The following is a 24,011-nucleotide window of genomic DNA, read 5'->3' on the forward strand; positions in this document are numbered from 1 at the left end:
TTACCCCCGAACTGGGTCCAGTCCAAGTACCTTGCGCCCCAGCACCCGGTAATAAATATCTTCATATTGTTTCGTTATCGAATCCTTACAGAAATCTTTGCAGGCTGTTTGTAGACAAGCTTCTCTGAACTGTTGCACCATACGTTCATCCGACAGGAGCTTAACTGCATATTTAGCCATAGCCGTTGTATCGCCAATCGGGGCAAGGAATCCAGTCTTTCCATGCTCTATAAGCTCAGGAATGCCTCCGGTTTGCGAGCCAATCGTCGGTACGCCACAAGCCATTGCTTCCAGAGCAACCAGACCAAAGCTTTCCTTCTCGGAAGGTAGCAGAAGCAGATCAGCTAAAGAGATCACCTGAGCGATTTCATCCTGCCTTCCCAGAAAACGAACTTTATCTTCCAGACCCATTTCGCTAATTTTGGCTTGAATTTTGGGAAGATCCGGACCTTCACCTACAAGCAGCAGGCGTGAAGGCAGTTCACGATTCACTTTGGCAAAAACGTCAACAACATCACTGACTCTTTTTACAGGACGGAAGTTACTGATATGCATCAGAATCTTCTCATCAGGCGCTGCGAAATCTCCCCGCAGATCCGTTACATCACGCGGATAATAGACCCGGTGATCCACAAAGTTATAAGTAAGATCAATGTCGCGGGTAATATCGAGTACGTCCCGTGTTTCTCTAATAAGATCCTGAGAGACCGCTGTAACGGCATCACTTTCATTAATCCCCAGACGAATCAAATCTTTAAGCGATTCATCCTGACCAAGCACCGTTATATCCGTACCATGTAAAGTGGTTACAACCTTCATATCGTTCCCTAGCATTTGCTTTGCAAGGAAAGCACACACTGCGTGAGGCACTGCATAGTGAACATGGAGAAGATCCAGATTTTGCATTTTGGCAACCTGAGCCATCTTCGTAGCAAGCGCTAGATCGTACGGGGGATAGCGGAATACATAATAATCGTTTACTTCTACCTCATGGTAAAAAATATTTTTCTGAAACGTTCCCAACCGGAACGGGATACTATGTGTAATAAAATGAACTTCATGACCCTTCTCGGCCAAGAGTTTACCTAATTCAGTCGCAACTACGCCTGAACCGCCAAGAGACGGATAACAGGTAATTCCTATTTTTAGCATACGATCCATCTTCCTGTCTCCTTCTTCTCCAGTATTGATTCGTGTAATGAATCATCTATTGTTTGTCGGCCGCTTTCAAAAAAGCGAACACCGTTTCTTTCAAAATCACACAGGACTTCATTTCTCTAAGCTGTTCAATAAAAGCTCTCAGGAGCGCAATGGCGTATTAATTCCAAGCGCTCCTGGATCAATCTTAATCAGCTTATTATATTATCATACAAACTTCGTTATATCCGTTCCTTAAGTAAACAATTCCACCGTATGAGGTACCTTGGTTGCAAACCCTTCTGCATAAGGAATCAGTCTGCGCTGGCCAAGCAGCATATCTCTCGAACGGACTCGTTCAATGTAGCCTTCCGTTAACGGTGTGGATACAGTATCCGCACCCGGAGGTTTGGTGAACTGGGAGCGATAGCAGGACAATGCCTGCTCCTTCAAGCCATATTGTTCAGTAACATCAACAATAAGATCGGTACGTCCTAAATCATTGATAAAATAGAAGTACAGCTGAGGAGCAGGAATTGCCGGCTTGTCCGGCATATATTTACGTAGCTTGGCATTAAAAACAGCCTCTTCCACCAGCTTGCTACAGGCGATATGATCGGGATGACGATCCTCCCAATAAGGAGCAAAAACTATCGTAGGAGAAAAGCGGCGAATTTCAGCAGTCACAGCCGCCACATGCTCTGCTGTAATAAAAAGCCCTCTATCTGGCAGACCCAGGTTTGTCCGCACGGATGCTCCGAGAAGGTCTGCAGCTTGCTGCGCTTCTTGCTTGCGAAGTTCTACTGTACCGTTCGATGACATTTCCGCGGCTGTTAAATCGCAAAGTCCCACCTTAAGTCCCGCAGCGGTATGTTTTGCAATGGTTCCTGCCATACCAATCTCCGCATCATCTGCATGCGCACCAAATACAAGAATGTCCAGCTTCATTCATCAACACCCGGTTTGTATTTGTGAACCAGTGCACGCCAAGCAAAATCACCACGATCAATCGCCTTCACAAGAACTTCCGCTGTGGCAATATTCGTAGCTACCGGTATCCCGTATACGTCACACAGACGAAGTAGAGCTGAAATATCAGGTTCGTGTGGCTGCGCCATCAAAGGATCACGCATGAAAATAATAAGATCCAGTTCATCCTGTGCTACCATTGCACCGATTTGCTGATCTCCACCTAATGGACCAGACATGTAACGATGAATTTTTAAGTTAGTTACATCCATAATCCGTTGGCCAGTAGTCCCTGTAGAAAAAAGTTCATGACCTTCAAATACATGTTCATAAGCTAATACAAAATTTACAATTTCATCTTTTTTACGATCGTGGGCAATAAATGCGATCTTTAACATGGTGTTCTCTCCTGTCTATTCTATAAAGTGCTCGAATCCATAGATCAAGCCTGTATATCCCATTACCTTTTCAATACCCATCTTAACGCCTGGCATATATCCTGCACGCTCATAAGAATCATGGCGAATCTTTAAGGATTGTCCGAATCCACCAAAAATTACTTCTTCTTGAGCAAACACACCAGGAAGACGGACACTATGTATCCGGAATCCGTTATAGTAACCACCACGGGCACCTTCAATGGTTTCTTCCTCTTTAGGATTACCTTGACGAAGTTCCTCACGAACTTCCGAAATCATTTCTGCAGTTTTGACCGCAGTTCCGGATGGAGCATCCAGTTTCTGGTCACCATGATACTCTATAATTTCCAGATGCGGGAAGTACTTTGAAGCTTGTGCCGCAAATTTCATCAATAGAATAGCTCCAATGGAGAAATTCGGAGCAATAAGTCCGCCGATCCCCTGTTCTTGACACTGCTTGTCCAGTTCCACCATCTGCTCCGGTGTGAATCCGGTTGTACCGATAACCGGACGCACTCCATACTTAATAGCTAGCGCTGTATTCGTATACGCTGACTGCGGTGTAGTGAAATCGACAAGGACATCTCCGTTGCTTCCCGCGAGGGCGGCCTCAAGATCAGAAGTTACAATAACGCCTGAGTCTTCCAGACCTACCAGACGCCCTGCATCAATATCGCCTGAAGAACGATCTACTGCTGCTGCTAACTCCAGCTCTTCGTCCTGCAATACAAGTTTAACAACCTCTTTACCCATTCTTCCGCCTGCGCCGGATACAACGACCCTGATCTTGTTATTCATATTTTTTCCATCCTCGCTCTCACTAGTTATATAGTTATTGCATATACGATTGTATGGATTTCTGAAGGTCTCTCATCAATTCCCGCAAGCCAGAATCATCCGGATGTAACGAAATCACTTCTTTTAAGGCAGTCATAGCCTGTAAATGTTCATTCACTCGGTTATGCGCGATAGCAAGCCATACATAAGCATCCCCATATAATGGATCAAGGGTAATAGCCTCTTTGAGCAGTGTAATCGGATGATAAGGGTTGCGAGTTTTGTTATCTTCATCTTCTATCAACCGTTTGGCTTCTTGTACATGCATCATAGCCTGCAAATGCTGCAGATGCAGACTATACTCAGGTTTGCTGGTGTCCAGCTTTACAGCAGCCTGAGCATGAACTAAAGCTTTATCTAGCATACCACTGCGGGCATACGTTATGGAACAACGATATCTAACCTCGGCATCAGCAGGGCTTGCTGCAATTGCAGACTCGAAGCAAACAATAGCTTCGGCAAAGTCACTGCGCAATATCGAGCGGTAGGCCTCTCTTACATAATCCTTATGATCCATATACACACCATCCTCACGGCTAAATCCCGTTGGTTTGGTACAGCATATGTTATAGAGGCCTAATCGGTGTCTTTCGGTGTCCAACGTCCCGCATCACGGGTATTAAATTTATGCATTACCTTATTATGCGCTTCCGTCAGGTCTATCCCGAGAGAATTCGCAAAACAAACGGTAATAAACAGAATATCTCCCAGTTCAAGTTCAATGGAATTCTCAGCTTCATCAGACTTTTTAGGCTTCTCGCCGAACTCGTGATTGACTTCTCTAGCCAGTTCTCCGACTTCCTCGGACATGCGGGCCAGCATAGAGAGTGGACTGAAGTACCCTTCCTTAAACTGCGATATATAAGCGTCTACTTCACGCTGTATGTCACCAAGACTTTTGTCCATAAAATGTAACTTCTCCCCCTCTGTATATCTTGCCTTCTGTTTGCCCCTATGTTATCGTAAAGACGTTTTGAAGACAATCTTTTTTGAATATTTTAACACACGCAAGAAAAGGTATACTTATTATAGAAAAAGAAAAACTGCCTACAAAAGGCCTAACGAGGGATTTCATGAATTCAAAAAAGGTAATTACAATCAGCAAGACAGTCGCTCCCATCTTGCTCGGAGCCGCAGTATATGCCTTCGGGCTACTGTATTTCATCATTCCTAATCAGTTGATGGAAGGCGGCGTAACCGGGATCACACTTCTCCTTAATTATGCCTTTAGTATTCCCATCTTTTTATCCACACTGCTGATCAACCTTCCTTTGTTTCTGCTGGGCTGGAAAGTCCTAGGCGGGCGGCAAATTGTGTATACAGGTGTAGGGATCGGGGCGTTGACCTTTTTCCTGTGGGTTTTCGAACGAATGATTACTGCGGGATGGATTATCCCCTTCAGTACCGAACACGACTTTATTCTTGCGGCACTGTACGCAGGAGTAACGCTTGGAACGGGGCTTGGGCTTGTATTCCGGTTTGGGGGTACAACAGGTGGTGTTGATATTGTCGCAAGAATTCTGGGACGGAATTTTGGCTGGAGCATGGGGCAGATTATTTTGGCCATCGACATTATTATTATTGGCTCTTCCATCCTCTACATTCCTAAAGAAAAAATACTTTACACACTCGTCGCAGTTTTTATCTCATCACGAGTGATAGATTTTATCCAAGAAGGCGCCTATGCTGCCAAGGCATTTACAATTATCAGTGATGAAGCACCACAAATTGCCGATCTGATTACAGCCGAAATGGACCGTGGTGTAACCCTCATCCCTGCCATTGGTGCTTATTCCAAGCAAGCCAAATATATGGTGTACTGTGTGGTCTCAAGGCAAGAAATCCGCCGGCTAAGTCTGCTGGTCAAATCCGTTGATCCACGCGCCTTCGTAATTATTAGCGATGTACACGACGTACATGGAGAAGGCTTTCGAGAAACCTAAATAAAAAGGAGTGTAGGCCATTTCAAGCCCACACTCCTTTTTACTGTTTATAATTTCACCCTACGGAATCGGCTTCCAATTCTGATTCTGACCACGGTACTTGCGATAGGCTACATAGGCTAACGCAGCTATAATGAAGCTTGCGGCTAACCCTCCCCAAATCCCAAATTCTTGCGATGCCAGCGGCAAGGACAAAGCAGGTTCATCCTTCTCTTTTCCGAACATTACTCTTACCGCATCCTGACCATAAGATACAATTTCAAGCAGGCGGGCACGTTCAACCTTTTGTGAGGACGAAGGAATGCCGGCCGCATATGAGAGCCAGGAATCAAAAGCATTCACAACTTCAGGCTGGCGGGAGACAATCACTGCCGGCCGGATGTTATCATACCTGCCCTGCAGTCTTTCCAGAGCTGTTTTCCAGCCCGCCAAATCATTTGCAACCGCACTTTGCTCCATCGCATTTAAATCCTCGCGAATCAGCTTGTAGTACTGAAGCCAAATAGGCTGGCGCGGATGATTAAGACTGTTGGCAGCTAGACGTAGCTTGGCGGCTGCCGCTTCCCATTGCTGTGGATTTATTTTCGCGCCTGCCACGGTAGCCTTCAGGTCCATAATGACCCCTGACAATGCATTAATCCCCTCCACAGAGGTCATTCCTTCAAAGGATGAGGACACAAAGATCTTGGAGATCGCTTCGGTCTCCTGTCGGACCTTCATTACATCCCCTTCCAAAACATACCCATACAATGCCTCAGCAGCTTGTTCCAGCTGCTGCGCTCCGGTCTTTCCGCTCATTACTGCCAAACCGTTGCCCGAACTAACGTCGGCGCTTTGCTTCGAAGCTTTGCCAGACCCTTCACCAGCATCCCCTAGCGCTGCTGAAGCCTTTACAACATCCATACTGGACAGCAGCCAGCAGAATACTAGAACAACCACTACATAATATCTCCCGCGGAGCATGAGACATCCCCCTCCTACTTAAGAAGAAACGACGTTGTCGTCTTTTAAAGACGATATTCGTTTCTCGTAAAATTATAAGGATAAAGCATAGTATAAAACTTATACTTCTTATAATTCTAAATGTATGGCAGGGGGACAAGGGATAGAACTGCTTACTAACGTCTATTCTTGAACTGATAGATTGACTCTACCGGTCTTTGTCTTCTACTAAACAACCAAGCAGCTGCAACACTAAGCAGCGTAAGCGCCATTGTAAAGTACTGTACCTGTATAACATAATCGTTCAAAACAGAAGGTAACCACGGATAGATTCCGTAAGAATAATCCAGCATATCGTTGGCGAGTGTCCAAAGCAGGGCTAATGGAATCATTTTGCGGAAAGAAAAAAACCTCGCATAAATCAATGCTTCAACTGCCATCCCCGTATGGGAGATTACCAGCATCCAATCTTTCCAAACCAAAACATCACCGTGATAACCCCCGGCAAAAATAATACTCACTGCCCATATCCCGTACTTCACTGACGTAACGACCGCCAAAGCCTCAATAAGTTCCCTTACATTGTTTCCTGTGTAGCTTTTTGGAGGGAAGAGCATCAGCAACAGAGCCAAGGTAAAAAACAAACTTGCGGTTGGGCTATCCGGAACAAATGGAAGCAGCCAGTGTGGATAATTAGCCGCAGTGAACTCCAGTTGATTGCCATACCATATGTAACCATAAATTGTACCCAGGAAATTTACGATAAATAACAACCAGATAATTCCCCGGTTCTTAAACAGTTTGTTAAACCAATGAACTGGCATACAGATTATTAACCTCCCCAAGTAATGGCACTTCGCATTTAGACATACAAAAACCTGACCGCATGCACGATCAGGTTGCGTTATCATTATTTTACTGTTCGCTTTTTTGTTTGGCAAGCCAGCCGGCCAAGGTATCAATATCCGCTTCTGATAGACCTGCTCCCAAAGCGGTATCGTACATTTTTGGCATCTGCCCTTGACCCTCTTTTATAATAGTAAGGATTGCTTCTTTGTCATGGGTGTCTCCAACTCCACGAAGTGAAGGACCGCCCGCCCCTTTCAAATCTGCTGCGTGACAGGAGATACAAGTGGCTTGCTTGAAGAGCCCCATAGCAGGATCATCCTTGTCCACAATCGCTACTTCTTTTGGCTTAACGGCACTGGAGGTCGGCAGACCCTTAGCCCTGTTCTCCGCCGCCTTTTCTTCCCGTTGAACATCTTCAGGAATCTGACCCGTTTCAGCCATTTCATGTTTGTATTCAGTCCAGGCAGTATTGGTCAAATAAACAATTGCTGCAAGCGACAAGAACATTAAAGATGAAGCAATCGGTCTACGGTAAAAGCGACGCTCTCTACCCGTATCCAGAAAGGGAGCCAACAGAAGTGAACCAAAAGCCACACCAGTAACTCCTAGTGTACCCAGAACGATATAATCACCTGAAGCATATGGGAGCTTCAAATACTGATAGAGGAACAAGAAATACCAGTCAGGAATCGGGATAACCGTAGCACTAGCATTTGCTGGAAACCCTAGCGGAGCTGGCTCTGAAATAGTAAGGACTAATATTCCTACAAGTACAACGACTCCGACCATCCATTCCTTCAGTAGAAAGTTAGGGATAAAGGCTTCCGATTTGCCGGGGTAAGCCGTGTAGTCCGGAGGTGTGATAAATCCGTTCCCTCTGCGAACTCTGGAATCACCGACATATACAACCTTTTCCTTAGAATTGTTTCCATGCGCCATCCGTATTCCTCCTCTCTCAGATTAACTTACAACGGTCCGGAAATCCCTTGTCTGCGGATCATAATAAAGTGTCCTACGAGCAGACTAAGAAGCACCGCTGGGAGGAAGAATACATGTAGTGCGAAAAAACGAGTTAAGGTTTCGGCACCAACAATCGTTCCACCTTGCATCAGTTCCTTCAGCACCGGCCCCATCACTGGAACAGAATTGGCTATTTCAAGAGTTACCTTTGTTGCGAAATAAGCTTTATTATCCCAAGGCAACAAGTAACCTGTTAAACCAAGTCCCAACATTACGAAGAAAATCAGCATTCCAACTACCCAGTTCATCTCGCGCGGCGCTTTGTAAGAGCCTGTAAAGAAGACACGCATTGTATGAAGGAACATCATAACAATTACTAGACTTGCGCCCCAGTGATGCATCCCGCGGACAATCTGTCCAAATGCAACACTTGTCTGCAAATACTCAACACTAGCATAAGCATTAATAATGTCCGGAACATAATACATCGTTAAGAACATACCTGATAAAATCTGAATGACTGTAATAAAAAAGGTCAGTCCGCCAAAGCAATACACGAACGCAGAGAAATGATGGGCCGGATTAACATGCTCAGGAACCTCGTGATCGGCCACGTCTCTCCAAATCGGCGTAACATCCAGACGTTCGTCAATCCAGTTATAGACATTTTTAAACATCAGAACTACGCCTCCTCACGAGCTACTGTATTTGGCACAATGTCTCCCAAAAGCACCCACCCGTTATCGAATTTCGTTTTATACTGGTCAAGCGGCTTAGGAGCAACTTCGAGATTTTTGCCAAGCTTTGTATAACGTGCACCATGGCATGGGCAGTGATATTCGTCCGGATGAGCTTTATCGTTGTTCCACCCGACCGTACATCCCAAATGTTTACAGATCGGTGAAAGCGCATAAATATCACCCTTCGCGTCTTTCCGGATCCACGCAGTGAGTGTCGCTGTACTGTCGTACCATCCGTCCTTCTGTTTCAATTCAAAAGTAAATTCCTGGGGCTCTTCGGTGATTTTGCTTATCTCAGCAACCTTGATAAAATCTCCAGCACCCTTCTTATGTAATATCGGATCCACGACAAAACGGACCATGGGGAGAATTGTACCCGCCCCCATAAAAGCAGTGGCGCCACCAAGCGTGTAGGTCAAAAATTGCCTGCGCGACATCTCTTTACGGCTGGGTGGTTGTTCAGGCCATGTCTCCTGTTGTTCATTATGGCTGCTCATACTGTTATATAACCCCCTTCTCAAGATATAAGAAAGTATCTGTGGTGTCCGATCAGAGATGTCTCAATATAAATAATCCGTTTTCAAATCTTTTCAATGAAATACATCACATACCATTTGGATTCAACCTAATAATAGCTTAGGCTCCAAAACCCGTCAAGAATATTGTCTAATTTGTGACAGGCTAAAAAGCGATTTCAACCTATAATTGTTGATTTTCTGTCACATTTATAAGGAGTTCATCTCCGCCACATGTCTTGAATTTTCATCCTAATTTCACTGTCATTCTTCCCTTCATGAGAAGCCTCAATGATAGGCAGAGAGAGAACTAAATCGCTTTCATAGATTTGGCCTTCTTGGAGAGGTACATCCGCTGTCAACACCACTACATGCTGGAAACCACTGGATTTGACTTTTTGGCAAATCTCATTAATTAAATTCACATAGCCCTCTCCAGCGTACTGAATGGCTGGGTAAGTCACGATCCGCCCCTTGAACGGTATTTCCACCATATCCATGAAATTACGTAATCTTTCGAGTGCCTGAACGGTCTCAGGAGGACTCTCCAGTCCACTTAATCCTGTAAAAGGTATGAGACATGTATCATAGAATTTTTGATTTTCTTCCCAAGTGCCCACTTCAAAATCGCTGAATTTCATTCCCATTCATCTCCCTATGTATAATTGTTAATTTTTCCGTTCTTTCGCAAAGCTTCCTGAAGTTATAGAACCCATTATATTGAAGGAGGAGGAGGAACGTCCAGATTTAGATTTTATATTTTCGTCCGATTAAGCAAATTGAGTAGATTATAAGCAAAAAAAGAAATGCGCTAAGCGCATTTCTTTATGCCAAACTTTTAAGTTCCTCAGTAAGATTTCGGAAAGCCATCTCATCTCCGGTAGCCAGCGCCGTGTCAATCTCACGGTGCAAGATGTCGGAGCGACGCTTTCGCAGCGCTTCATCCCACACCATTTCTGCCGCAAGTCCTAGCATCACTTCATACGTAGCCTTCATTTTGTCCATTCGATACACCTCCGCTGTTTAAGAGATCCTTTTTTTCTTGTTATTTGATATTCATCAAGATGATTATGTTTTCGGTTTCAAGAGAATCGGCACCTACTAAAGCATATTCATCAATCCTGTCTTCGTTCTACATATTCGCCCATTCCGCTAAACACTTCCTCTATTGTACCCATCAGCAACAATAACGGATTCCTACTTCTGCATATGTAATCCCCATAAGCATTTGCACGCGCACCTACCGAAGATACTTAGGCACGGCTGTCTCTATCCCCCATGGTGTCATCATAACAGCGAGTCCACCAGAAGTCTCGCCCAGTTTAAGCATGCCTAGGTGCACCATCATCCGTATTATACGTTGCTCTAGAATAGAAGCAGCACTGTCATAATAAAACGGTTTAATTAGCCACCCCACACCATCTACTAAAGAAGGTACTGTCACCCAATTACCGGCGCTGATGCTTATCCAATACACAAGTGAAGGTAGATTTGGCACAGCCCCTTTATATAGTCTTAACCAAAAAGAGAATATCTGCATCAACGAATCACATTTTCCATCGTTTAACACAGCCTCACCGGTCGCAGTAAGCCTTAGCCGGAAGCCTTCCTCAGAGATCCAGCGGCGGTGACGAATATAGTCATACAAAAGCGCAAATCTTGGAGGATAATGCTCACAAGCTCTCCCATAACCAAACCTCCAACCGCCTTTGCTAAGAAGCTCCTCCGGAATATGAAGCGCGTTCATCACACCTTGCTGATAACGCCTATACATTGCCCCTTCCTGATTCAGTTCTGGCTCATTGTCCTTAATATATCTCAGCAGCATTACCAGATCACTGATCATTAATTCTCCTTCACTGCGATACATCACAGGTTCAGGGCTAGTTGCGATGCTCTCTTTGATATGCGCACTCATCGTCTCCCGAAAACGCTCTTTTAAATCTTTGGGTACCTGGTACAAATATCTGGTCTGCTGTGAGGAACCACTAAAGAGCCAGCCTCCACTCTTGAAGCGAGAGACCATCTCCCGGAAACCTCCAGTTTTTCCTTCAGGTGCATCAAAAGACGCTTGCCTTGCCACAGCCAACAAATCCTCAAGACTAAAGTAGGTGCGTTCATCAAAAAGCAATGTATTCAAAAACCTTAAATCCTCCGGAGCGCATTCCCGGATATGAGACTCCATAAAACTTCTGCTTCCAAGCATAATCAAAATACTTTGGATCAAGTCGTGTTTGGAATTCTGTTTGCATTCACACCGGTAGCGGCCCGCTATGGCGGTCAGCTGTCCAATATCTGCATAAGTAAGCATATCCGCCAGATTCATGTTTTATCGCCTCACCGTTTTACTACCATTATGGGGAATACTGCCTATTTTATTCCCTTTATTGCAAAAAAAATAACCCGAAGCCCGGGTTAATGCTGATTTTGCAGGATATGGCGAGTACAATTATATAAAATAGGGTTCCATTCCCGCTCTTTCTTCTCCAGAATCGTCAAGGATAGATTGCCAATTCGTTCAGAATACTTATCCTTGTAAAGAGCAGTATACAGCTGAGCAAGAAATCCTCCATGGGATATGACGAGTATATTCCGATTGGGATGCAGTGCAGAAATATCTTCCATAAAAGCAAGAGCCCGAGCCTGAAGCTGTTCGTCGGTTTCTTGACCGAGGGAGAGCTGGCTCCATTCCTTCCCCCACTTCTCTTCACGTTCTGCGGCAGTAAGCCCTTCTACCTGCCCATAAGCACGTTCCCGGATACGCTGATCAGGTTCTAATAGCGGAATCCCTAACTTGTCAGCAATAATCTTACCGGTCTCAGCAGCGCGGGAAAGATTACTAGTAACGCAGTAGTCCCAGCTGTACGGTTCCTGTAATAAGCGGTCAGCAAGCATTGCAGCTTGCATCCGTCCTTCATCATTAAGTGGAATATCACTTTGTCCCTGTATTTTCCCTATCGCGTTCCAGTCCGTCAATCCATGGCGTATCAAGCCGATTAGCATGTTGCCTCCCCCTTTTCAGCAAAGTATTTGTCTCTTAATGTAACATGGATGAAATAAAAAGTCTTCTTTTTATGAGTTTTACAATGCAAAAAGCCCCTCATTACATTAAGTAAAGGGACTCATTCAATATTCTGAATATTATAAACAACGGAAGCAAAGACATACGTCTAATAACCCTCTATGATCGGCGATAACGATTCAGCCTAGTTAATGAAAATACTGCAAAGCCTACACCTAACATTGATAACATCATCCAGTATTGAGGATGAGTGGGTCCCATACTTACTACAAGGGGTTCAATGATCCCACCTTCAGAGCCCAAAATTGGATACGTTGATTGCCATTCCATCGAGGATCCAGCGACACCTGTCTCCACAATTCCACTCTGAGCAACAACTGCATCACCTGGAGTTCTGAACATCGTAAAATAAAGAACGCTGGACAGAAATATTGCCAAGAAGCATGCGATCCATAAGCTAAGCCGATGGCGAACAATAGCAGAGGTTCCAGCAGATTTCCCGTCACCGGGCATCAACCATGGACTCTCTAAATAAATCCGCTCCATGACTTTAACATTTATGGCTTCAGCACGCTCTTCACTGATCTCTTCCCTCAAATCTTGCATAAGCAGGCTGCTCTCTTGCCATAGAGCCCATTCTGCAGCGCAGTAAGGACAAGTTTCAATATGTCTTTCAAGTAAAATCCGCCTAGGATGTGTGGGGGGAGCGTCCCACAAGAGCGGAATACATTCTTGCGCTTCCCTGCAATTCATTCGCCTTACACCCTCTCAACCTGCTCTTCAACTTCAGGCTCATTGAAATAGGATTCGAGTTGAAGCTTCACACTACTCCTGGCACGAAACAATAATGATTTCACTGAGCTTACACTCTGATCTAAAATTTCTGCGATTTCTTGATAGTCCATTTGATCATATTCACGTAGGATAAGTGCAGAGCGTTGTTTTTCGGGAAGATTATTTATCGCCTCACGGACCAAATTCATCCGTTCATTGCGCAATGCAGCCTGCTCGGGTGCAACTTCAAACGGTGCTACTGGTGTATATCCACTCTCTTCCAGAGATACATTACCGGCACGGTTCTTGCGAAGCTCACTTAGAACAGTGTTGCGGGCGATAGTGTACAGCCATGTTGAGAATGAAGCATCTACCTCTCGAAAGGAATGCAAGCTACGAAATGCCTTGTAGAAGGTCTCCGAACAAAGGTCCTCTGCGATAAGCTCCATATGTGAATTTCTAAGCATATGATATACAAATGCTAGTATTTTACGTTGATAACGACGCATTAATTCTGAATATAATTCCGTGTTTCCTTGTTTGATTTGCTGGATCAACTGGGAATCCGTCATGGTGAGATTGGCCCTCCTCGCCCTTGCACGTCTTTTCCCATCCGGTCCGTACTTATTATACCGGTTTGGGCTTTAAAAGTTGCGGTGTTACTGCAAATTTTTAGTTTTTTTATGAAATACACCTATGTATATTCAACTACCCGATAATTAAGGCATGATGTATATGAAGAAGACAAAAAGAAATAAGGCATACTTCTAATTTTACATAAATATAGAAACGAATCTAGAAACATACCTGCTCTATTGTACCACATATTCTCATAGGATGACATTAATAGACTTTAGATAGGTCGACTCGCCAGCAAGACCCGACATTGGATTTCTGACTTAGAATCCGGCTTTAAAAATAACACATTTATCAATTTTTAAAAACTGTTGACAAAATGTAAACGTATACATATAATAAAAGTACAGTATGGTTTCTCTCCACTCCTATCCAATACTTAACGGTTCCAATTTATTGTGAACTGTAGCCGCTTACTTTGTAAGCGGTCTTTTTTTGTCCTGAAAGCGCTCTACCTTTTTTTAGATGATCTATATTAGATTATTTTTACTATAGCGAGCGAATTAGCTTCCACAAATCCCCACAATCATCTATTACCCCGTCTACGTCCACTTGAAGAGATATCTGCTCATTACGTTTCCCAATGGCTTGCAGCCCTGCGTTACGGCTCGCTTGTACGCCATTCATTGGATGATCACCTACAAATATAGACTCCTCTGCGCTCACCCCATTGTTATCCCTCCTTTTGCAAAAATAAAGGATTAAACCGGGGAAGGTGATAAGCCTACGGGCAGGTTCGTTACATAGACGTCATTTGCATAGCTGCGTGTGTAATCCACCCTCTAATCCTAATCGTATGGAAAAGAGTCAGGATAAACAATATACTAGCTATAAAGTTATTTGTTGAGGTGAATTTGAAATGGATGAAATCGATGAATCAAAACAACTGGTACTACAAATCGGCGGTGCCTTGAAAAAGTACAGAAAAGAAAAAAACATGAGCTTAGATGACTTAGCGGAATTAACGGGCGTAAGTAAACTTACTCTGGGGAATATCGAACGTGGCGAGACAAATCCAACTTTGGCAATAATATGGAAAATTTCAAAAGGCATATCTTTGCCCCTATTAGCTTTGTTCAAATCTGAAGACCCTGTTAGTTTGTATCGAGCAGGCGAAGGTCTTCGGTTTTCTAATGATCAAAAGAATTGGATCATAGAACCCGTCTTTAAAAATGTAAGCAACGATATTGAAATGTGTCGGGCTTACTTACAGCCAAATAGTTCGTATCACCCTGAAGGTCATCATGTGAATACAACTGAAATTGCGACAGTAATGACTGGTTCCATTGAAATACGAGTCGATGGAGAAATGTACACATTGAATCAATATGATACGATCAGTTTTCGTGCAGATCGCCCTCACTCTTATACCAATCATACGAATAGCGAAACAGTGCTCCATATCTCCTTAAAATATGGTTTCTAAAAGTCGAAAATTTCACCTATTACATGCAACTCAGTATTCCATTCTAAATGGAAACTCTGAGTTGTATTTTTTTATCTAATATAAGCATTTCAAGTTATAGAACCATCTCAATAAAGTAAACTTTAAAATACTTATTGTTAAATTTAATATATTATACTATACTTTCATTGTCCGCGCGGATATTAGTACGCATTAATTCTGGGAGGGAAAATGAAGAATGCCGAATAAAAAATTCGTACCATCATCTTTAGGGCTGCTACTACTCGGCATTATTATTATTGCCGCAAATTTACGTGCTCCCTTAACCTCGGTCGGTCCTTTAGTGGGTCTCATTAGGGGTGACGTTCATATTTCCAATACTTTAGCAGGCTTGATCACAACGGTACCTTTACTTACCTTTGCTTTATTATCGCCTCTAGTACCAAAACTAGGACGTAGGTATGGAGTTGAACTTTTAATTTTGTTTGCCCTGATCTTTTTGACTGTTGGAATTGTAATACGTTCTTTATCTGGGGCTGCAAATCTGTATATTGGAACTGCAATTCTTGGATTTGCAATTGCCGTTTGTAATGTATTAATGCCGAGTTTAATCAAACGTGATTTCCCTAATAAAATCGGTGCCATGACTGGTGTATTTGCAATTTCAATGAGTTTATCTGGAGCGATCGCATCGGGAATCAGTGTACCGCTAGCTGCAAACGCTGGTTTAAAATGGCAGGGTGCATTGGGAATTTGGGGGATCCTAAGCTTTGTATCGATCCTCTGCTGGTTGCCTCAATTAAGGAAGCATACGAAGCAAACAGCCTCGACGAGTCAACAGATGGCCGGCAATGATGTGAAGGTTTGGCGTTCCCCTCTTGCCTGGCAAGTAACCTTGTTTATGGGGATGCAGTCCATGATTTTCTATGTGCTAATCGCATGGTTGCCTGAAATTTTAAAACAGCCAGGCATTGACTCAGGCCAATCAGGATGGTACCTCTCAATAATGCAGTTAGCGCTGCTTCCATTTACCTTTATTGTCCCCGTTATTGCAGGGCGAATGTCAAATCAACGTTCGTTAGTGTTCATTACAACCATTTTACTTTTGACGGGAACGCTCGGACTGCTTTACGGAAGCTCCAATATCATTCTGTTGTGGATCATCATACTCGGAATTGGTGGAGGCTGCGCCTTTAGCTTGTCCATGATGTTTTTCGGTTTACGTACTAAAAATGCGCATCAAGCAGCGGAACTGTCTGGTATGGCGCAATCGATCGGATATCTGCTTGCCGCAATTGGTCCTGCCCTTATCGGATATTTGCATGACACGACAAATAGTTGGAACGTGCCACTTTTCATACTGCTTGGAGCTTCGGTCTTACTCTTTATTGTCGGTCTAGGAGCAGCAAGAAATCGTTTTGTAGGTAGTCGAAATAGTTACGACGAAATAAACTCAAGTACCAGAGAATTTCATGGAAGAAATACTGATCAGAATGAAGAAAGCGAGTTTGGGAACAGTTGCAACAAACCAAACCTAAATTAGAGTCCGCGGGTATAAATCCGGAAGCATTTTGCGGCACTCCTTTCTTTTCTTCGTTGATCCAATAAACATTTAGCTTGTACGAAGTCGCTATCGGACACAGTTGACCTAAATGCAGCATTAATCCGCATTTGGGATGCTAACGGACCGCATAGCAGCTATTGGCACGAAAAACACCCAATATAAGCCTCTTTATGTGAAATAGCGTCTGTGGAGTCCGAAAGACTGCTTCAAAGGCAAAAAACGAGCAAATAACGTCATTAGGGTCCGTAAGTACTAGGTGGTACTTATGGTGGTACTTATGGTGGTACTTATGGTGGTACAGATGCCGATGACGATACTGACGGCATGTTGAAATAAGCATCCAATAACCCAAAAAACAAAAAAAATAGCGATTCTCTATTCACATGAGAATCGCTATTTTACTGTTTTTTATGATTTGAAAATGAACCCGAACGAACCTTAATACTACACGTATACCGTATAATCATGATGCTGCAACAGGATCTTCGCCCGCTCCATATCGTTCTCCTGACGGAAAGAGAGACGCATAATCCCCGGCACATCTTCACGGCTTTCGATAATTTGTACGTTGCTAAGGTTAATTCCTTGATCCCCCAGCTCTGTAGCAATACGACCGATAATCCCCGGATGATCCGGTACATCAATATGTAGGTCAAATAAAGGTGCTATCATACCTTTACGCCGTTCAGGCAACTGACTACGGAAGCCATTGGCTTCATGAAATGCCTCTTCAATCCCTACACCATCTTCACTTTCCAGCAAACGAACAAAAGAAGAAACTTCCTCGTTCCAATCCTTCAACAAACGAAGCATCACTGAACGATTGTTTAACAAGATATCACGCCAAATAATTGGATCACTGGACGCAATCCGTGTAATATCCCGAAAGCCTCCTGCAGCTAACGTACTATACAAGGAGTCAGTATCATCATAAGCTTTAATCTGATTTACCAGCGCAACGGCAATAATATGTGGCAAATGACTAATGGCGCCTACAATCTCATCATGACGTTCTGGATTAAGGCGTACAATCTGCGCTCTAGTAAGGTGGAGTAAGGATTCCAACGCATGATAAGCCTCGTCTGGCACTCCCGGTGGAGGCGTTAATACGTAATAGGCATTCTCAAACAACAGCGATGAAGCTGCCTCAACACCTGAACGCTCTGATCCTGCCATAGGGTGACCGCCGATAAAATGTACTCCAGGAATATCCAAAGAGACCGCGCATGCGGCAATACTAGCTTTCGTACTTCCAACATCTGTAATGATGCAGCCGGGCTTGAGCGGCAATTTGCTTAACTGCTGCAAATAATCCTCTAGCATACCCACCGGCACACATAAAAAAATGAAATCGGCATCGATTGCCGCTTCCTCCACAGACAATGTGGCACTATCGACCACACCTCTGCTAATATACTTACTCGCGGATTCAGGACGGTGGGCATGGCCAACGACGGTCAGGCCCTCCTTGCCTTTAAAGCAAAGGGCCAGTGAGCCTCCGATCAGACCGACACCGAATATTGCTATTTTTGTCGTCATGTTCTTTGAACTACCTGCCTTCTTTAGTCTTGACTTGCTGTTATTACTAGGCGCGTACTCCACTCTCTATAAGAGTTTGTTCCAGCGCGGTGATAAAAGCCGTGTTCTGCTCAGCCGAGCCCACAGTAACCCGAATATAAGTCGGATAAACCTGATGACCCGCTCTTACGATGATTCCTTTACGCATCAAAGCATCAAAGACCTCTGTAGCAGGCTTTCGAACATCTACCATGATGAAGTTCCCGTGTGCCGGGAAGGATTCTAGGCCCAGACGTTTGAATTCACCTTGCAATTGGACAATACCCGCGCTATTAAGACGACGACATTCCTGTACGTAATCTTGATCATTCAAAGCAGCAAGAGCTGCAGCTTGAGCAAGCCGTGAGGTATTAAAAGGCTCACGTACCTTGTTGATCAACGAAATGATCTCAGGACTCGCAACACCGTATCCAATACGCAATGCAGCTAAGCCATAAATTTTAGAGAATGTGCGGAGCACAACCAGATTCTTGTAACGAGTCAGTAACTGGATGCCATTGGAGTATGAAAGATCTGTTACATACTCACAGTATGCCTCATCAAGGACAACCATTACATTGGAAGGCACAGCATCCAGGAAAGAAACCAAAGCTTCCTCTGGAACAATCGTACCTGTTGGGTTATTCGGATTACAGATCCAGATAACCTTAGTGCGGTCCGTTACACGGGCCAGCATCCCATCCAGATCATGTGTACCTTTTACAAGCGGCACCTCAATAGATACCGCACTTTCGATGTCTGCGTTACTCTTATACACGGAGAAGGTTTGGTCCGCCATGATTGTCTCATCACCCGGTAAGAAAAAGGCACGAGCAATAAGTGCAATAATCTCATCTGAGCCACAGCCAAAAATAATATTGTCGTTATTCACGCCAAGACGGCTGGAAAGTGCTGAAGTCAATTCAACGGCTGAGCCGTCCGGATAAAGATAAAGATTCTCAAGTTCTGCTAGAATTGCTTCTTTTGCACTCGGTGAAGCTCCATACGGGTTCTCATTGGATGCAAGCTTAATAACCTCACTTAAGCCAAGCTCCTTCTTGACTTCGTCTATAGGTTTCCCTGGTTTGTAGACAGGGAGATTAACTATATTCGGTTTTGGATTCATACAATAGTCCTCGCTCTCCATAGTTGATTACTCCACTATACACAGGTCAGAATGACACTGTTATGGTCTTTTTAATTGTGCCACAAATTCTCGAATTTGCAACAGTCCCTCATTCCGCGTAGCAGGATGATCGAGCAACGGGATTACCTCTTCTATTTTGCGGACAATGGCACTCCCTACTACAACACCATCGCAAATCTGAGCAAAACGGGCAACCTGTTCGCCAGTAGAGATCCCAAATCCTACAGCCACTGGCAGATCCGTAGCTTGACGAACGGAATCAATAAAGGCTTCTACATCCGCATGGAAAGAGGATCTTTCTCCAGTCACCCCTAATGAAGATACACAATAGATAAAACCGCTCGCACCGGATACAATCTTTGCAATACGTTCGCTTGAGGTTGGTGCAACTAAAGGAATGAGGTTGACTCCAACTTCATCACTACGGCGCCGCATCTCCGCTGATTCCTCAACGGGAAGATCCGGGATAATAAGTCCGCTAATTTCATGCTTGTTCAGATCAGCAAAAAACGTATCTAGACCCATTTGCAGGATAGGATTGTAATAAGAAAACAAGATAAATGGCAAACTGCTGCCGGCTTCACGAGCCTTTAACGCGGTCTCCATGCAAGTGCGCAGGTGAACTTCACCCCGCAGTGCCCGGGCAGATGCTCGCTGAATTACAGGGCCGTCTGCAAGCGGATCAGAGTATGGTACTCCAAGCTCCAGAATATCTGCCCCTGCTGTCTCCAGTTCAGTGATGATGGCAAGAGTAGTCTCCAAATCCGGATCTCCAACAGTCAGAAAAGGAATCAATGCGGTCCGGTTCTCAGCTTTTAGCTTCCGGAATACCAAATCCATCCGGTTTGTAGTTTGGGTTGTCATTCAGTTCCCTTCCCTTCTGTATACGCCATAATGGATTCTACGTCTTTGTCTCCCCGGCCTGACAGGCAGATGACAACAATGTCATCCTTAGTAAGGGTTGGACCCATTTTTACAACATGTGCTATCGCATGCGCCGATTCTAACGCTGGAATAATGCCTTCCGTTACACATAGCAGCTTCAGTGCATCTAGCGCCTCTGCATCTGTAATCGGGACATATTTTGCGCGTTCGATATCTTTTAGATAGGAGTGTTCAGGACCCACACCAGGATAATCCAGGCCTGCGGAGATGGAATGTGCTTCTGTTACTTGTCCATGCTCATCCTGCAGGAGATAACTCATCGATCCCTGGAATACGCCATGAGTTCCTTTACTCATTGTTGCCGCATGAAAAGGGGTATCAATGCCTTTACCAGCCGCCTCTACACCAATCATACCGACATTTTCATCCTCAACAAATGGATAGAACATACCGATGGCATTACTGCCACCGCCTACAGCAGCTACGAGCACATCCGGCAGCCTTCCTTCAGCCTCCAGAATCTGGCGCCGTGTTTCATCCCCAATAACCCGCTGAAAGTTACGGACCATCATCGGATAAGGATGTGGTCCTACAGCTGAACCCAATATATAGAAGGTATCGTCTACATTGCTAACCCAGTAGCGAAGCGCTTCGTTGCCGGCATCTTTTAAAGTACGCGATCCGGAAGTAACGGGAATCACTTCTGCACCAAGCAGCTTCATCCGGAATACGTTAAGGGCCTGGCGACGTGTATCCTCTTCCCCCATAAACACCTTACATTCCATACCTAGCAAAGCTGCAACTGTAGCTGTGGCTACACCATGTTGACCCGCACCCGTCTCAGCGATTACCTTCGTTTTTCCCATCATTTTGGCCAAAATCCCTTGACCAATCGCATTGTTAATCTTATGGGCACCTGTATGATTCAAATCTTCACGCTTCAGATATATTTTAGCTTCTCCCAGATGTTTGCTCAGACGCTCCGCATAATACAGCGGGGTCTCCCGTCCGGAATACTGCTTTAATAGATAATCTATTTCTTCCTGAAAAGCTGGATCTGCCGAAAACTTACGGTAAGCCTCCTCCAACTCAATCAATGCATTCATCAAAGTCTCGGGCACGAAGCGGCCTCCGAATGAACCGAAACGTCCATGCTGGTCCGGTACTTGTATCATGATTGCTTCACCCTTTCCACAAAAGCTGTCATTTTTTGAATATCCTTAATGCCGTCAGTCTCTACTCCACTCGACACGTCTACCCCATACGGGGCATAGGTATCAAGCAATTCACCAACATTATCTGAATGAAGCCCTCCAGCCACAAACAAGGGCAAGTCATGTTGTACTGCAATTTCTTGGTAAGCAGGTAATTTATTCCAAGCGAACGTTCGGCCGGAGCCGCCACTCTGCAATGGATCATAAGTATCTAATAAAACCGCATCTACTGCAGCTGCGTAATCTTCCAAGCTATATTCATTTTCAGCTTTATCCCGCTCTTGATCCGCAACGGACAGTGCCTTCCATACCTGAACCTGTGGATAAGCTCGGCGAACCTGCTGGCAAAAAGCTGGACTCTCCTGTCCATGAAGCTGAATTACATCTAAATGCACCACAGACAGCAATTCGTTCAACTCATCCAGCTCCGGATTAACAAAAACCCCGGCAGCCTTAGGAATTTCACCAGTCTTCCAATTTGGAAGCTCTGCAATCAGTTCGGCAGCACGCTCTATGGATACCTTCCGGCGGCTAGGTGCAAAAACAAATCCGATATAATCTAGTGGTAAGTGTAACATAGATTTTAGCACTTCAACGTCCTGAAGTCCACAGATTTTTACTAATGTCTCAGCCATGCCGTACACGGTCCTTTCCATTAGGAAGCTCACCGAGCAAACCGTTAACCGCATCCTCTACGTTAGCTTGACGCATTAGATACTCCCCAACGAGCACTCCGTGAGCACCAGTAGTTCTTAAGTAGTCGATGTCTGTTGACCCGGAAATTCCACTTTCGCTGATCACTGGAACACCTTGCGGCACAAGAGCTGCCAGCTCGGCTGTTGTCTCCAAAGAGGTCTCAAAGGTACGTAGATTACGGTTATTAATTCCTAGCAGGACGTTAGGTTGGGTTATCTTTTCTGTGCTCAGTACAACCGCCAGTTCATTTCGGTCATGCACCTCAATCAAGATATCCAATCCAAGCCCTGAAGCTATATCTATAAAATGAGATAGTTGTGCCGGTGTCAAAATAGCGACGATTAACAACACGGCATCCGCTCCGAGAAGACGTGCTTCGTAGATCTGCTTCTCATCGATAATAAAATCTTTGCGAAGCAGCGGCAGATTTACAGCTTCCTTCACTTGCTGCAGATAAGCTGCGCTGCCCTGGAAATATTCTGTGTCCGTCAGAACAGATAAGCAATCTGCACCTCCAGCTTCATACCCTTTTGCAATGGAAACAGGATCAAAATCCTCACGGATCAACCCTTTGGAAGGAGAAGCCTTCTTCACCTCAGCAATCAAGCCCATATCTCTGTTCTTCCCTTGGGTCAGAGCCTTACGAAAGCCTCTTGTTGCCGGAAGAAGCGCAATATCACGCTCTGCTTGTGCCAGCGAAAAGTTTTTACTGAGCAGTTCAACCTCTTTAATCTTAGTCGCGACAATTTTATCAAGATACATAATTAAGTTCCTCCGTCATAGCTACAAGCTGATTAAGCTTGGATAGTGCCTTGCCTGAATCCACTACTTCTTTTGCTCTCTCTACGCCTCCGGCCATGGTATCTGCCAGACCAGCAACATATATACAGGCTCCGGCGTTAGCAAGAACGATATCGCGATAAGGATTCATCTGCCCTTGAAGGACCGAGGTAATAATCGCCGCATTTTCAGCTGCATCTCCACCCAGCACAGCTTCCAATGGATGTCTGTTAAGACCTAATGCCTCTGGCGTTACCTCATACGTGGTTACGATGCCCTCTTTTAGCTCAGACACTAATGTAGGGGCCGAGATGCTGATTTCATCCAGACCATCCAAGCTGCTAACAACCATCGCACGCTTGGACCCCAGCTCCTTCAGTACATTAGCCACCGTCTCTGTCTTATTCCGATCATAAATCCCCAGCAGCTGACGGTCAGCACCAGCGGGATTCGTAAGCGGACCAAGCATATTAAAAATCGTCCGCACTCCAAGCTCTTTACGCGGTGCTGCCGCATGCCGCATCGAAGGATGATAGATTTGTGCGAATAAAAAACAAATGCCGATTCGATCCAAGCATTCCCGAGCCTGATCCGCATTCAGATGAATGTTGACGCCCAAAGCTTCAAGTACATCTGCACTTCCTGCTCTACCGGAAGCTGAGCGGTTGCCATGTTTGGCAACTCGTACCGAAGCCGCTGATGAAATAATCGCTGAGGCGGTAGAAATATTAAACTTATGGATGCCGGAACCGCCCGTACCACATGTATCTAGCAGACGCGCTTTTTCAGTAAGGACAGGTGTGCCGAAACCTCTCATGGCTTCCGCAAACCCCGTAATCTCCTCCACGGTCTCTCCCTTAATCCGTAAAGCGGTTAGCAGTGATCCGATTTGTGCCTGTGAAGCCTCTCCCAGCATGATTGCGCCCATTATATCCCGTGCTTCTACACGTGTCAGACTTTTGCCTTCGATTAGTCCAGCGATTCCTGATTGTATCAATTTTGTTGCATCCATAATGTTCA

General features: G+C 44.7%; 28 protein-coding genes. 3 read left to right on the forward strand and 25 right to left on the reverse strand.

What is annotated here, in order from left to right; translation table 11 throughout:
- From bshA to NST40_RS21385, 6 genes are all read right to left on the reverse strand, one after another.
- Positions 1-1,161, reverse strand: coding sequence for an N-acetyl-alpha-D-glucosaminyl L-malate synthase BshA (gene bshA / locus NST40_RS21360; protein ID WP_036676278.1), 1,161 nt, complete (start codon positions 1,159-1,161; stop codon positions 1-3).
- Positions 1,162-1,392: 231 nt separating this feature from the next.
- On the reverse strand, positions 1,393-2,085 hold the full coding sequence (bshB1, locus tag NST40_RS21365; protein ID WP_076127533.1) for a bacillithiol biosynthesis deacetylase BshB1: 693 nt from the start codon (positions 2,083-2,085) through the stop codon (positions 1,393-1,395).
- A complete protein-coding gene (gene mgsA / locus NST40_RS21370; protein ID WP_036676275.1) occupies positions 2,082-2,504 on the reverse strand; it encodes a methylglyoxal synthase in 423 nt (140 codons plus the stop codon). The genes bshB1 and mgsA overlap by 4 nt, the downstream gene beginning before the upstream one ends.
- 15 nt (positions 2,505-2,519) lie before the next feature.
- On the reverse strand, positions 2,520-3,323 hold the full coding sequence (gene dapB / locus NST40_RS21375; RefSeq protein ID WP_036676273.1) for a 4-hydroxy-tetrahydrodipicolinate reductase: 804 nt from the start codon (positions 3,321-3,323) through the stop codon (positions 2,520-2,522).
- Between the two features lie 34 nt (positions 3,324-3,357).
- Positions 3,358-3,879, reverse strand: a complete 522-nt coding sequence (locus NST40_RS21380) for a tetratricopeptide repeat protein (RefSeq protein WP_342409989.1) — start codon at positions 3,877-3,879, stop codon at positions 3,358-3,360.
- A 59-nt stretch (positions 3,880-3,938) separates the two neighbouring features.
- Positions 3,939-4,268 (reverse strand): nucleotide pyrophosphohydrolase, encoded by a 330-nt coding sequence (locus NST40_RS21385; protein WP_036676271.1) that lies wholly within the window; start codon positions 4,266-4,268, stop codon positions 3,939-3,941.
- A 167-nt stretch (positions 4,269-4,435) separates the two neighbouring features.
- Here NST40_RS21385 and NST40_RS21390 point away from each other — a divergent pair, with 167 nt between their 5' ends.
- A complete protein-coding gene (locus NST40_RS21390; RefSeq protein WP_076127532.1) occupies positions 4,436-5,305 on the forward strand; it encodes a YitT family protein in 870 nt (289 codons plus the stop codon).
- Positions 5,306-5,365: 60 nt separating this feature from the next.
- On the opposite strand, the gene NST40_RS21395 is transcribed toward NST40_RS21390, so the two are convergent.
- The 12 genes from NST40_RS21395 to NST40_RS21450 form a co-directional block, all read right to left on the reverse strand.
- Positions 5,366-6,268, reverse strand: coding sequence for a sporulation protein YpjB (locus tag NST40_RS21395; RefSeq protein WP_076141307.1), 903 nt, complete (start codon positions 6,266-6,268; stop codon positions 5,366-5,368).
- Positions 6,269-6,423: 155 nt separating this feature from the next.
- On the reverse strand, positions 6,424-7,071 hold the full coding sequence (locus NST40_RS21400; RefSeq protein ID WP_051490910.1) for a DUF1405 domain-containing protein: 648 nt from the start codon (positions 7,069-7,071) through the stop codon (positions 6,424-6,426).
- A 91-nt stretch (positions 7,072-7,162) separates the two neighbouring features.
- Positions 7,163-8,035 carry a menaquinol-cytochrome c reductase cytochrome b/c subunit gene (locus NST40_RS21405; protein WP_076134674.1) on the reverse strand — a complete coding sequence of 291 codons (873 nt, stop codon included), beginning with the start codon at positions 8,033-8,035 and terminating at the stop codon, positions 7,163-7,165.
- A gap of 26 nt (positions 8,036-8,061) precedes the next feature.
- Positions 8,062-8,733 (reverse strand): cytochrome b6, encoded by a 672-nt coding sequence (locus NST40_RS21410; RefSeq protein ID WP_036676266.1) that lies wholly within the window; start codon positions 8,731-8,733, stop codon positions 8,062-8,064.
- A 5-nt stretch (positions 8,734-8,738) separates the two neighbouring features.
- Positions 8,739-9,293, reverse strand: a complete 555-nt coding sequence (locus tag NST40_RS21415; RefSeq protein ID WP_076127525.1) for a ubiquinol-cytochrome c reductase iron-sulfur subunit — start codon at positions 9,291-9,293, stop codon at positions 8,739-8,741.
- Positions 9,294-9,532: 239 nt separating this feature from the next.
- Positions 9,533-9,952 (reverse strand): DUF2487 family protein, encoded by a 420-nt coding sequence (locus tag NST40_RS21420; protein ID WP_076218400.1) that lies wholly within the window; start codon positions 9,950-9,952, stop codon positions 9,533-9,535.
- A gap of 184 nt (positions 9,953-10,136) precedes the next feature.
- Positions 10,137-10,316 carry an IDEAL domain-containing protein gene (locus tag NST40_RS21425; protein WP_036676261.1) on the reverse strand — a complete coding sequence of 60 codons (180 nt, stop codon included), beginning with the start codon at positions 10,314-10,316 and terminating at the stop codon, positions 10,137-10,139.
- Between the two features lie 235 nt (positions 10,317-10,551).
- The gene (locus NST40_RS21430) at positions 10,552-11,637 is read right to left on the reverse strand and encodes a hypothetical protein (protein ID WP_076101463.1); all 1,086 of its coding nucleotides are present in this window, start codon (positions 11,635-11,637) and stop codon (positions 10,552-10,554) included.
- Positions 11,638-11,726: 89 nt separating this feature from the next.
- Positions 11,727-12,314 (reverse strand): histidine phosphatase family protein, encoded by a 588-nt coding sequence (locus NST40_RS21435; protein ID WP_036676257.1) that lies wholly within the window; start codon positions 12,312-12,314, stop codon positions 11,727-11,729.
- A 178-nt stretch (positions 12,315-12,492) separates the two neighbouring features.
- The gene (locus NST40_RS21440; protein WP_051490909.1) at positions 12,493-12,939 is read right to left on the reverse strand and encodes a hypothetical protein; all 447 of its coding nucleotides are present in this window, start codon (positions 12,937-12,939) and stop codon (positions 12,493-12,495) included.
- A gap of 152 nt (positions 12,940-13,091) precedes the next feature.
- Positions 13,092-13,679, reverse strand: coding sequence for a sigma-70 family RNA polymerase sigma factor (locus tag NST40_RS21445; RefSeq protein ID WP_036676255.1), 588 nt, complete (start codon positions 13,677-13,679; stop codon positions 13,092-13,094).
- A gap of 553 nt (positions 13,680-14,232) precedes the next feature.
- Positions 14,233-14,409, reverse strand: a complete 177-nt coding sequence (locus tag NST40_RS21450; RefSeq protein ID WP_179087006.1) for a hypothetical protein — start codon at positions 14,407-14,409, stop codon at positions 14,233-14,235.
- A gap of 193 nt (positions 14,410-14,602) precedes the next feature.
- On the opposite strand from NST40_RS21450, the gene NST40_RS21455 reads away from it, so the two are divergent.
- On the forward strand, positions 14,603-15,169 hold the full coding sequence (locus NST40_RS21455; protein WP_038572428.1) for an XRE family transcriptional regulator: 567 nt from the start codon (positions 14,603-14,605) through the stop codon (positions 15,167-15,169).
- A 217-nt stretch (positions 15,170-15,386) separates the two neighbouring features.
- Positions 15,387-16,691 carry an MFS transporter gene (locus NST40_RS21460; protein ID WP_081398171.1) on the forward strand — a complete coding sequence of 435 codons (1,305 nt, stop codon included), beginning with the start codon at positions 15,387-15,389 and terminating at the stop codon, positions 16,689-16,691.
- Between the two features lie 465 nt (positions 16,692-17,156).
- On the opposite strand, the gene NST40_RS21465 is transcribed toward NST40_RS21460, so the two are convergent.
- From NST40_RS21465 to trpD, 7 genes are read right to left on the reverse strand one after another with little or no spacing between them, the layout of a single operon-like run.
- Complete coding sequence (locus NST40_RS21465; RefSeq protein ID WP_036676253.1) at positions 17,157-18,251, reverse strand: prephenate dehydrogenase; 1,095 nt, start codon at positions 18,249-18,251, stop codon at positions 17,157-17,159.
- Between the two features lie 46 nt (positions 18,252-18,297).
- Complete coding sequence (gene hisC, locus NST40_RS21470) at positions 18,298-19,395, reverse strand: histidinol-phosphate transaminase (RefSeq protein ID WP_076276734.1); 1,098 nt, start codon at positions 19,393-19,395, stop codon at positions 18,298-18,300.
- Between the two features lie 60 nt (positions 19,396-19,455).
- Positions 19,456-20,280 (reverse strand): tryptophan synthase subunit alpha, encoded by an 825-nt coding sequence (gene trpA / locus NST40_RS21475; RefSeq protein ID WP_076127517.1) that lies wholly within the window; start codon positions 20,278-20,280, stop codon positions 19,456-19,458.
- Positions 20,277-21,476 (reverse strand): tryptophan synthase subunit beta, encoded by a 1,200-nt coding sequence (gene trpB, locus NST40_RS21480; protein WP_076127515.1) that lies wholly within the window; start codon positions 21,474-21,476, stop codon positions 20,277-20,279. Before trpB ends, trpA begins: the two co-directional genes overlap by 4 nt.
- A complete protein-coding gene (locus NST40_RS21485; RefSeq protein WP_076276712.1) occupies positions 21,473-22,150 on the reverse strand; it encodes a phosphoribosylanthranilate isomerase in 678 nt (225 codons plus the stop codon). Before NST40_RS21485 ends, trpB begins: the two co-directional genes overlap by 4 nt.
- The gene (gene trpC, locus NST40_RS21490; protein ID WP_076276711.1) at positions 22,143-22,973 is read right to left on the reverse strand and encodes an indole-3-glycerol phosphate synthase TrpC; all 831 of its coding nucleotides are present in this window, start codon (positions 22,971-22,973) and stop codon (positions 22,143-22,145) included. Before trpC ends, NST40_RS21485 begins: the two co-directional genes overlap by 8 nt.
- Positions 22,963-24,003, reverse strand: a complete 1,041-nt coding sequence (gene trpD, locus NST40_RS21495) for an anthranilate phosphoribosyltransferase (RefSeq protein WP_175618936.1) — start codon at positions 24,001-24,003, stop codon at positions 22,963-22,965. The genes trpC and trpD overlap by 11 nt, the downstream gene beginning before the upstream one ends.
- Positions 24,004-24,011 lie beyond the last annotated feature (8 nt).

Source organism: Paenibacillus sp. FSL R10-2778, from assembly GCF_038593035.1.
GTDB classification, from domain to species: Bacteria; Bacillota; Bacilli; order Paenibacillales; family Paenibacillaceae; genus Paenibacillus_AQ; species Paenibacillus_AQ odorifer.

Excerpts from the sequence above, each read along its gene's own strand:
- bshA (WP_036676278.1), bottom strand. The coding sequence starts at position 1,161 with ATGGATCGTATGCTAAAAATAGGAATTACCTGTTATCCGTCTCTTGGC.
- bshB1 (WP_076127533.1), bottom strand. The coding sequence starts at position 2,085 with ATGAAGCTGGACATTCTTGTATTTGGTGCGCATGCAGATGATGCGGAG.
- mgsA (WP_036676275.1), bottom strand. The coding sequence starts at position 2,504 with ATGTTAAAGATCGCATTTATTGCCCACGATCGTAAAAAAGATGAAATT.
- dapB (WP_036676273.1), bottom strand. The coding sequence starts at position 3,323 with ATGAATAACAAGATCAGGGTCGTTGTATCCGGCGCAGGCGGAAGAATG.
- NST40_RS21380 (WP_342409989.1), bottom strand. The coding sequence starts at position 3,879 with ATGGATCATAAGGATTATGTAAGAGAGGCCTACCGCTCGATATTGCGC.
- NST40_RS21385 (WP_036676271.1), bottom strand. The coding sequence starts at position 4,268 with ATGGACAAAAGTCTTGGTGACATACAGCGTGAAGTAGACGCTTATATA.
- NST40_RS21390 (WP_076127532.1), top strand. The coding sequence starts at position 4,436 with ATGAATTCAAAAAAGGTAATTACAATCAGCAAGACAGTCGCTCCCATC.
- NST40_RS21395 (WP_076141307.1), bottom strand. The coding sequence starts at position 6,268 with ATGCTCCGCGGGAGATATTATGTAGTGGTTGTTCTAGTATTCTGCTGG.
- NST40_RS21400 (WP_051490910.1), bottom strand. The coding sequence starts at position 7,071 with ATGCCAGTTCATTGGTTTAACAAACTGTTTAAGAACCGGGGAATTATC.
- NST40_RS21405 (WP_076134674.1), bottom strand. The coding sequence starts at position 8,035 with ATGGCGCATGGAAACAATTCTAAGGAAAAGGTTGTATATGTCGGTGAT.
- NST40_RS21410 (WP_036676266.1), bottom strand. The coding sequence starts at position 8,733 with ATGTTTAAAAATGTCTATAACTGGATTGACGAACGTCTGGATGTTACG.
- NST40_RS21415 (WP_076127525.1), bottom strand. The coding sequence starts at position 9,293 with ATGAGCAGCCATAATGAACAACAGGAGACATGGCCTGAACAACCACCC.
- NST40_RS21420 (WP_076218400.1), bottom strand. The coding sequence starts at position 9,952 with ATGAAATTCAGCGATTTTGAAGTGGGCACTTGGGAAGAAAATCAAAAA.
- NST40_RS21425 (WP_036676261.1), bottom strand. The coding sequence starts at position 10,316 with ATGGACAAAATGAAGGCTACGTATGAAGTGATGCTAGGACTTGCGGCA.
- NST40_RS21430 (WP_076101463.1), bottom strand. The coding sequence starts at position 11,637 with ATGAATCTGGCGGATATGCTTACTTATGCAGATATTGGACAGCTGACC.
- NST40_RS21435 (WP_036676257.1), bottom strand. The coding sequence starts at position 12,314 with ATGCTAATCGGCTTGATACGCCATGGATTGACGGACTGGAACGCGATA.
- NST40_RS21440 (WP_051490909.1), bottom strand. The coding sequence starts at position 12,939 with ATGCAAGATTTGAGGGAAGAGATCAGTGAAGAGCGTGCTGAAGCCATA.
- NST40_RS21445 (WP_036676255.1), bottom strand. The coding sequence starts at position 13,679 with ATGACGGATTCCCAGTTGATCCAGCAAATCAAACAAGGAAACACGGAA.
- NST40_RS21455 (WP_038572428.1), top strand. The coding sequence starts at position 14,603 with ATGGATGAAATCGATGAATCAAAACAACTGGTACTACAAATCGGCGGT.
- NST40_RS21460 (WP_081398171.1), top strand. The coding sequence starts at position 15,387 with ATGCCGAATAAAAAATTCGTACCATCATCTTTAGGGCTGCTACTACTC.
- NST40_RS21465 (WP_036676253.1), bottom strand. The coding sequence starts at position 18,251 with ATGACGACAAAAATAGCAATATTCGGTGTCGGTCTGATCGGAGGCTCA.
- hisC (WP_076276734.1), bottom strand. The coding sequence starts at position 19,395 with ATGAATCCAAAACCGAATATAGTTAATCTCCCTGTCTACAAACCAGGG.
- trpA (WP_076127517.1), bottom strand. The coding sequence starts at position 20,280 with ATGACAACCCAAACTACAAACCGGATGGATTTGGTATTCCGGAAGCTA.
- trpB (WP_076127515.1), bottom strand. The coding sequence starts at position 21,476 with ATGATACAAGTACCGGACCAGCATGGACGTTTCGGTTCATTCGGAGGC.
- NST40_RS21485 (WP_076276712.1), bottom strand. The coding sequence starts at position 22,150 with ATGGCTGAGACATTAGTAAAAATCTGTGGACTTCAGGACGTTGAAGTG.
- trpC (WP_076276711.1), bottom strand. The coding sequence starts at position 22,973 with ATGTATCTTGATAAAATTGTCGCGACTAAGATTAAAGAGGTTGAACTG.
- trpD (WP_175618936.1), bottom strand. The coding sequence starts at position 24,003 with ATGGATGCAACAAAATTGATACAATCAGGAATCGCTGGACTAATCGAA.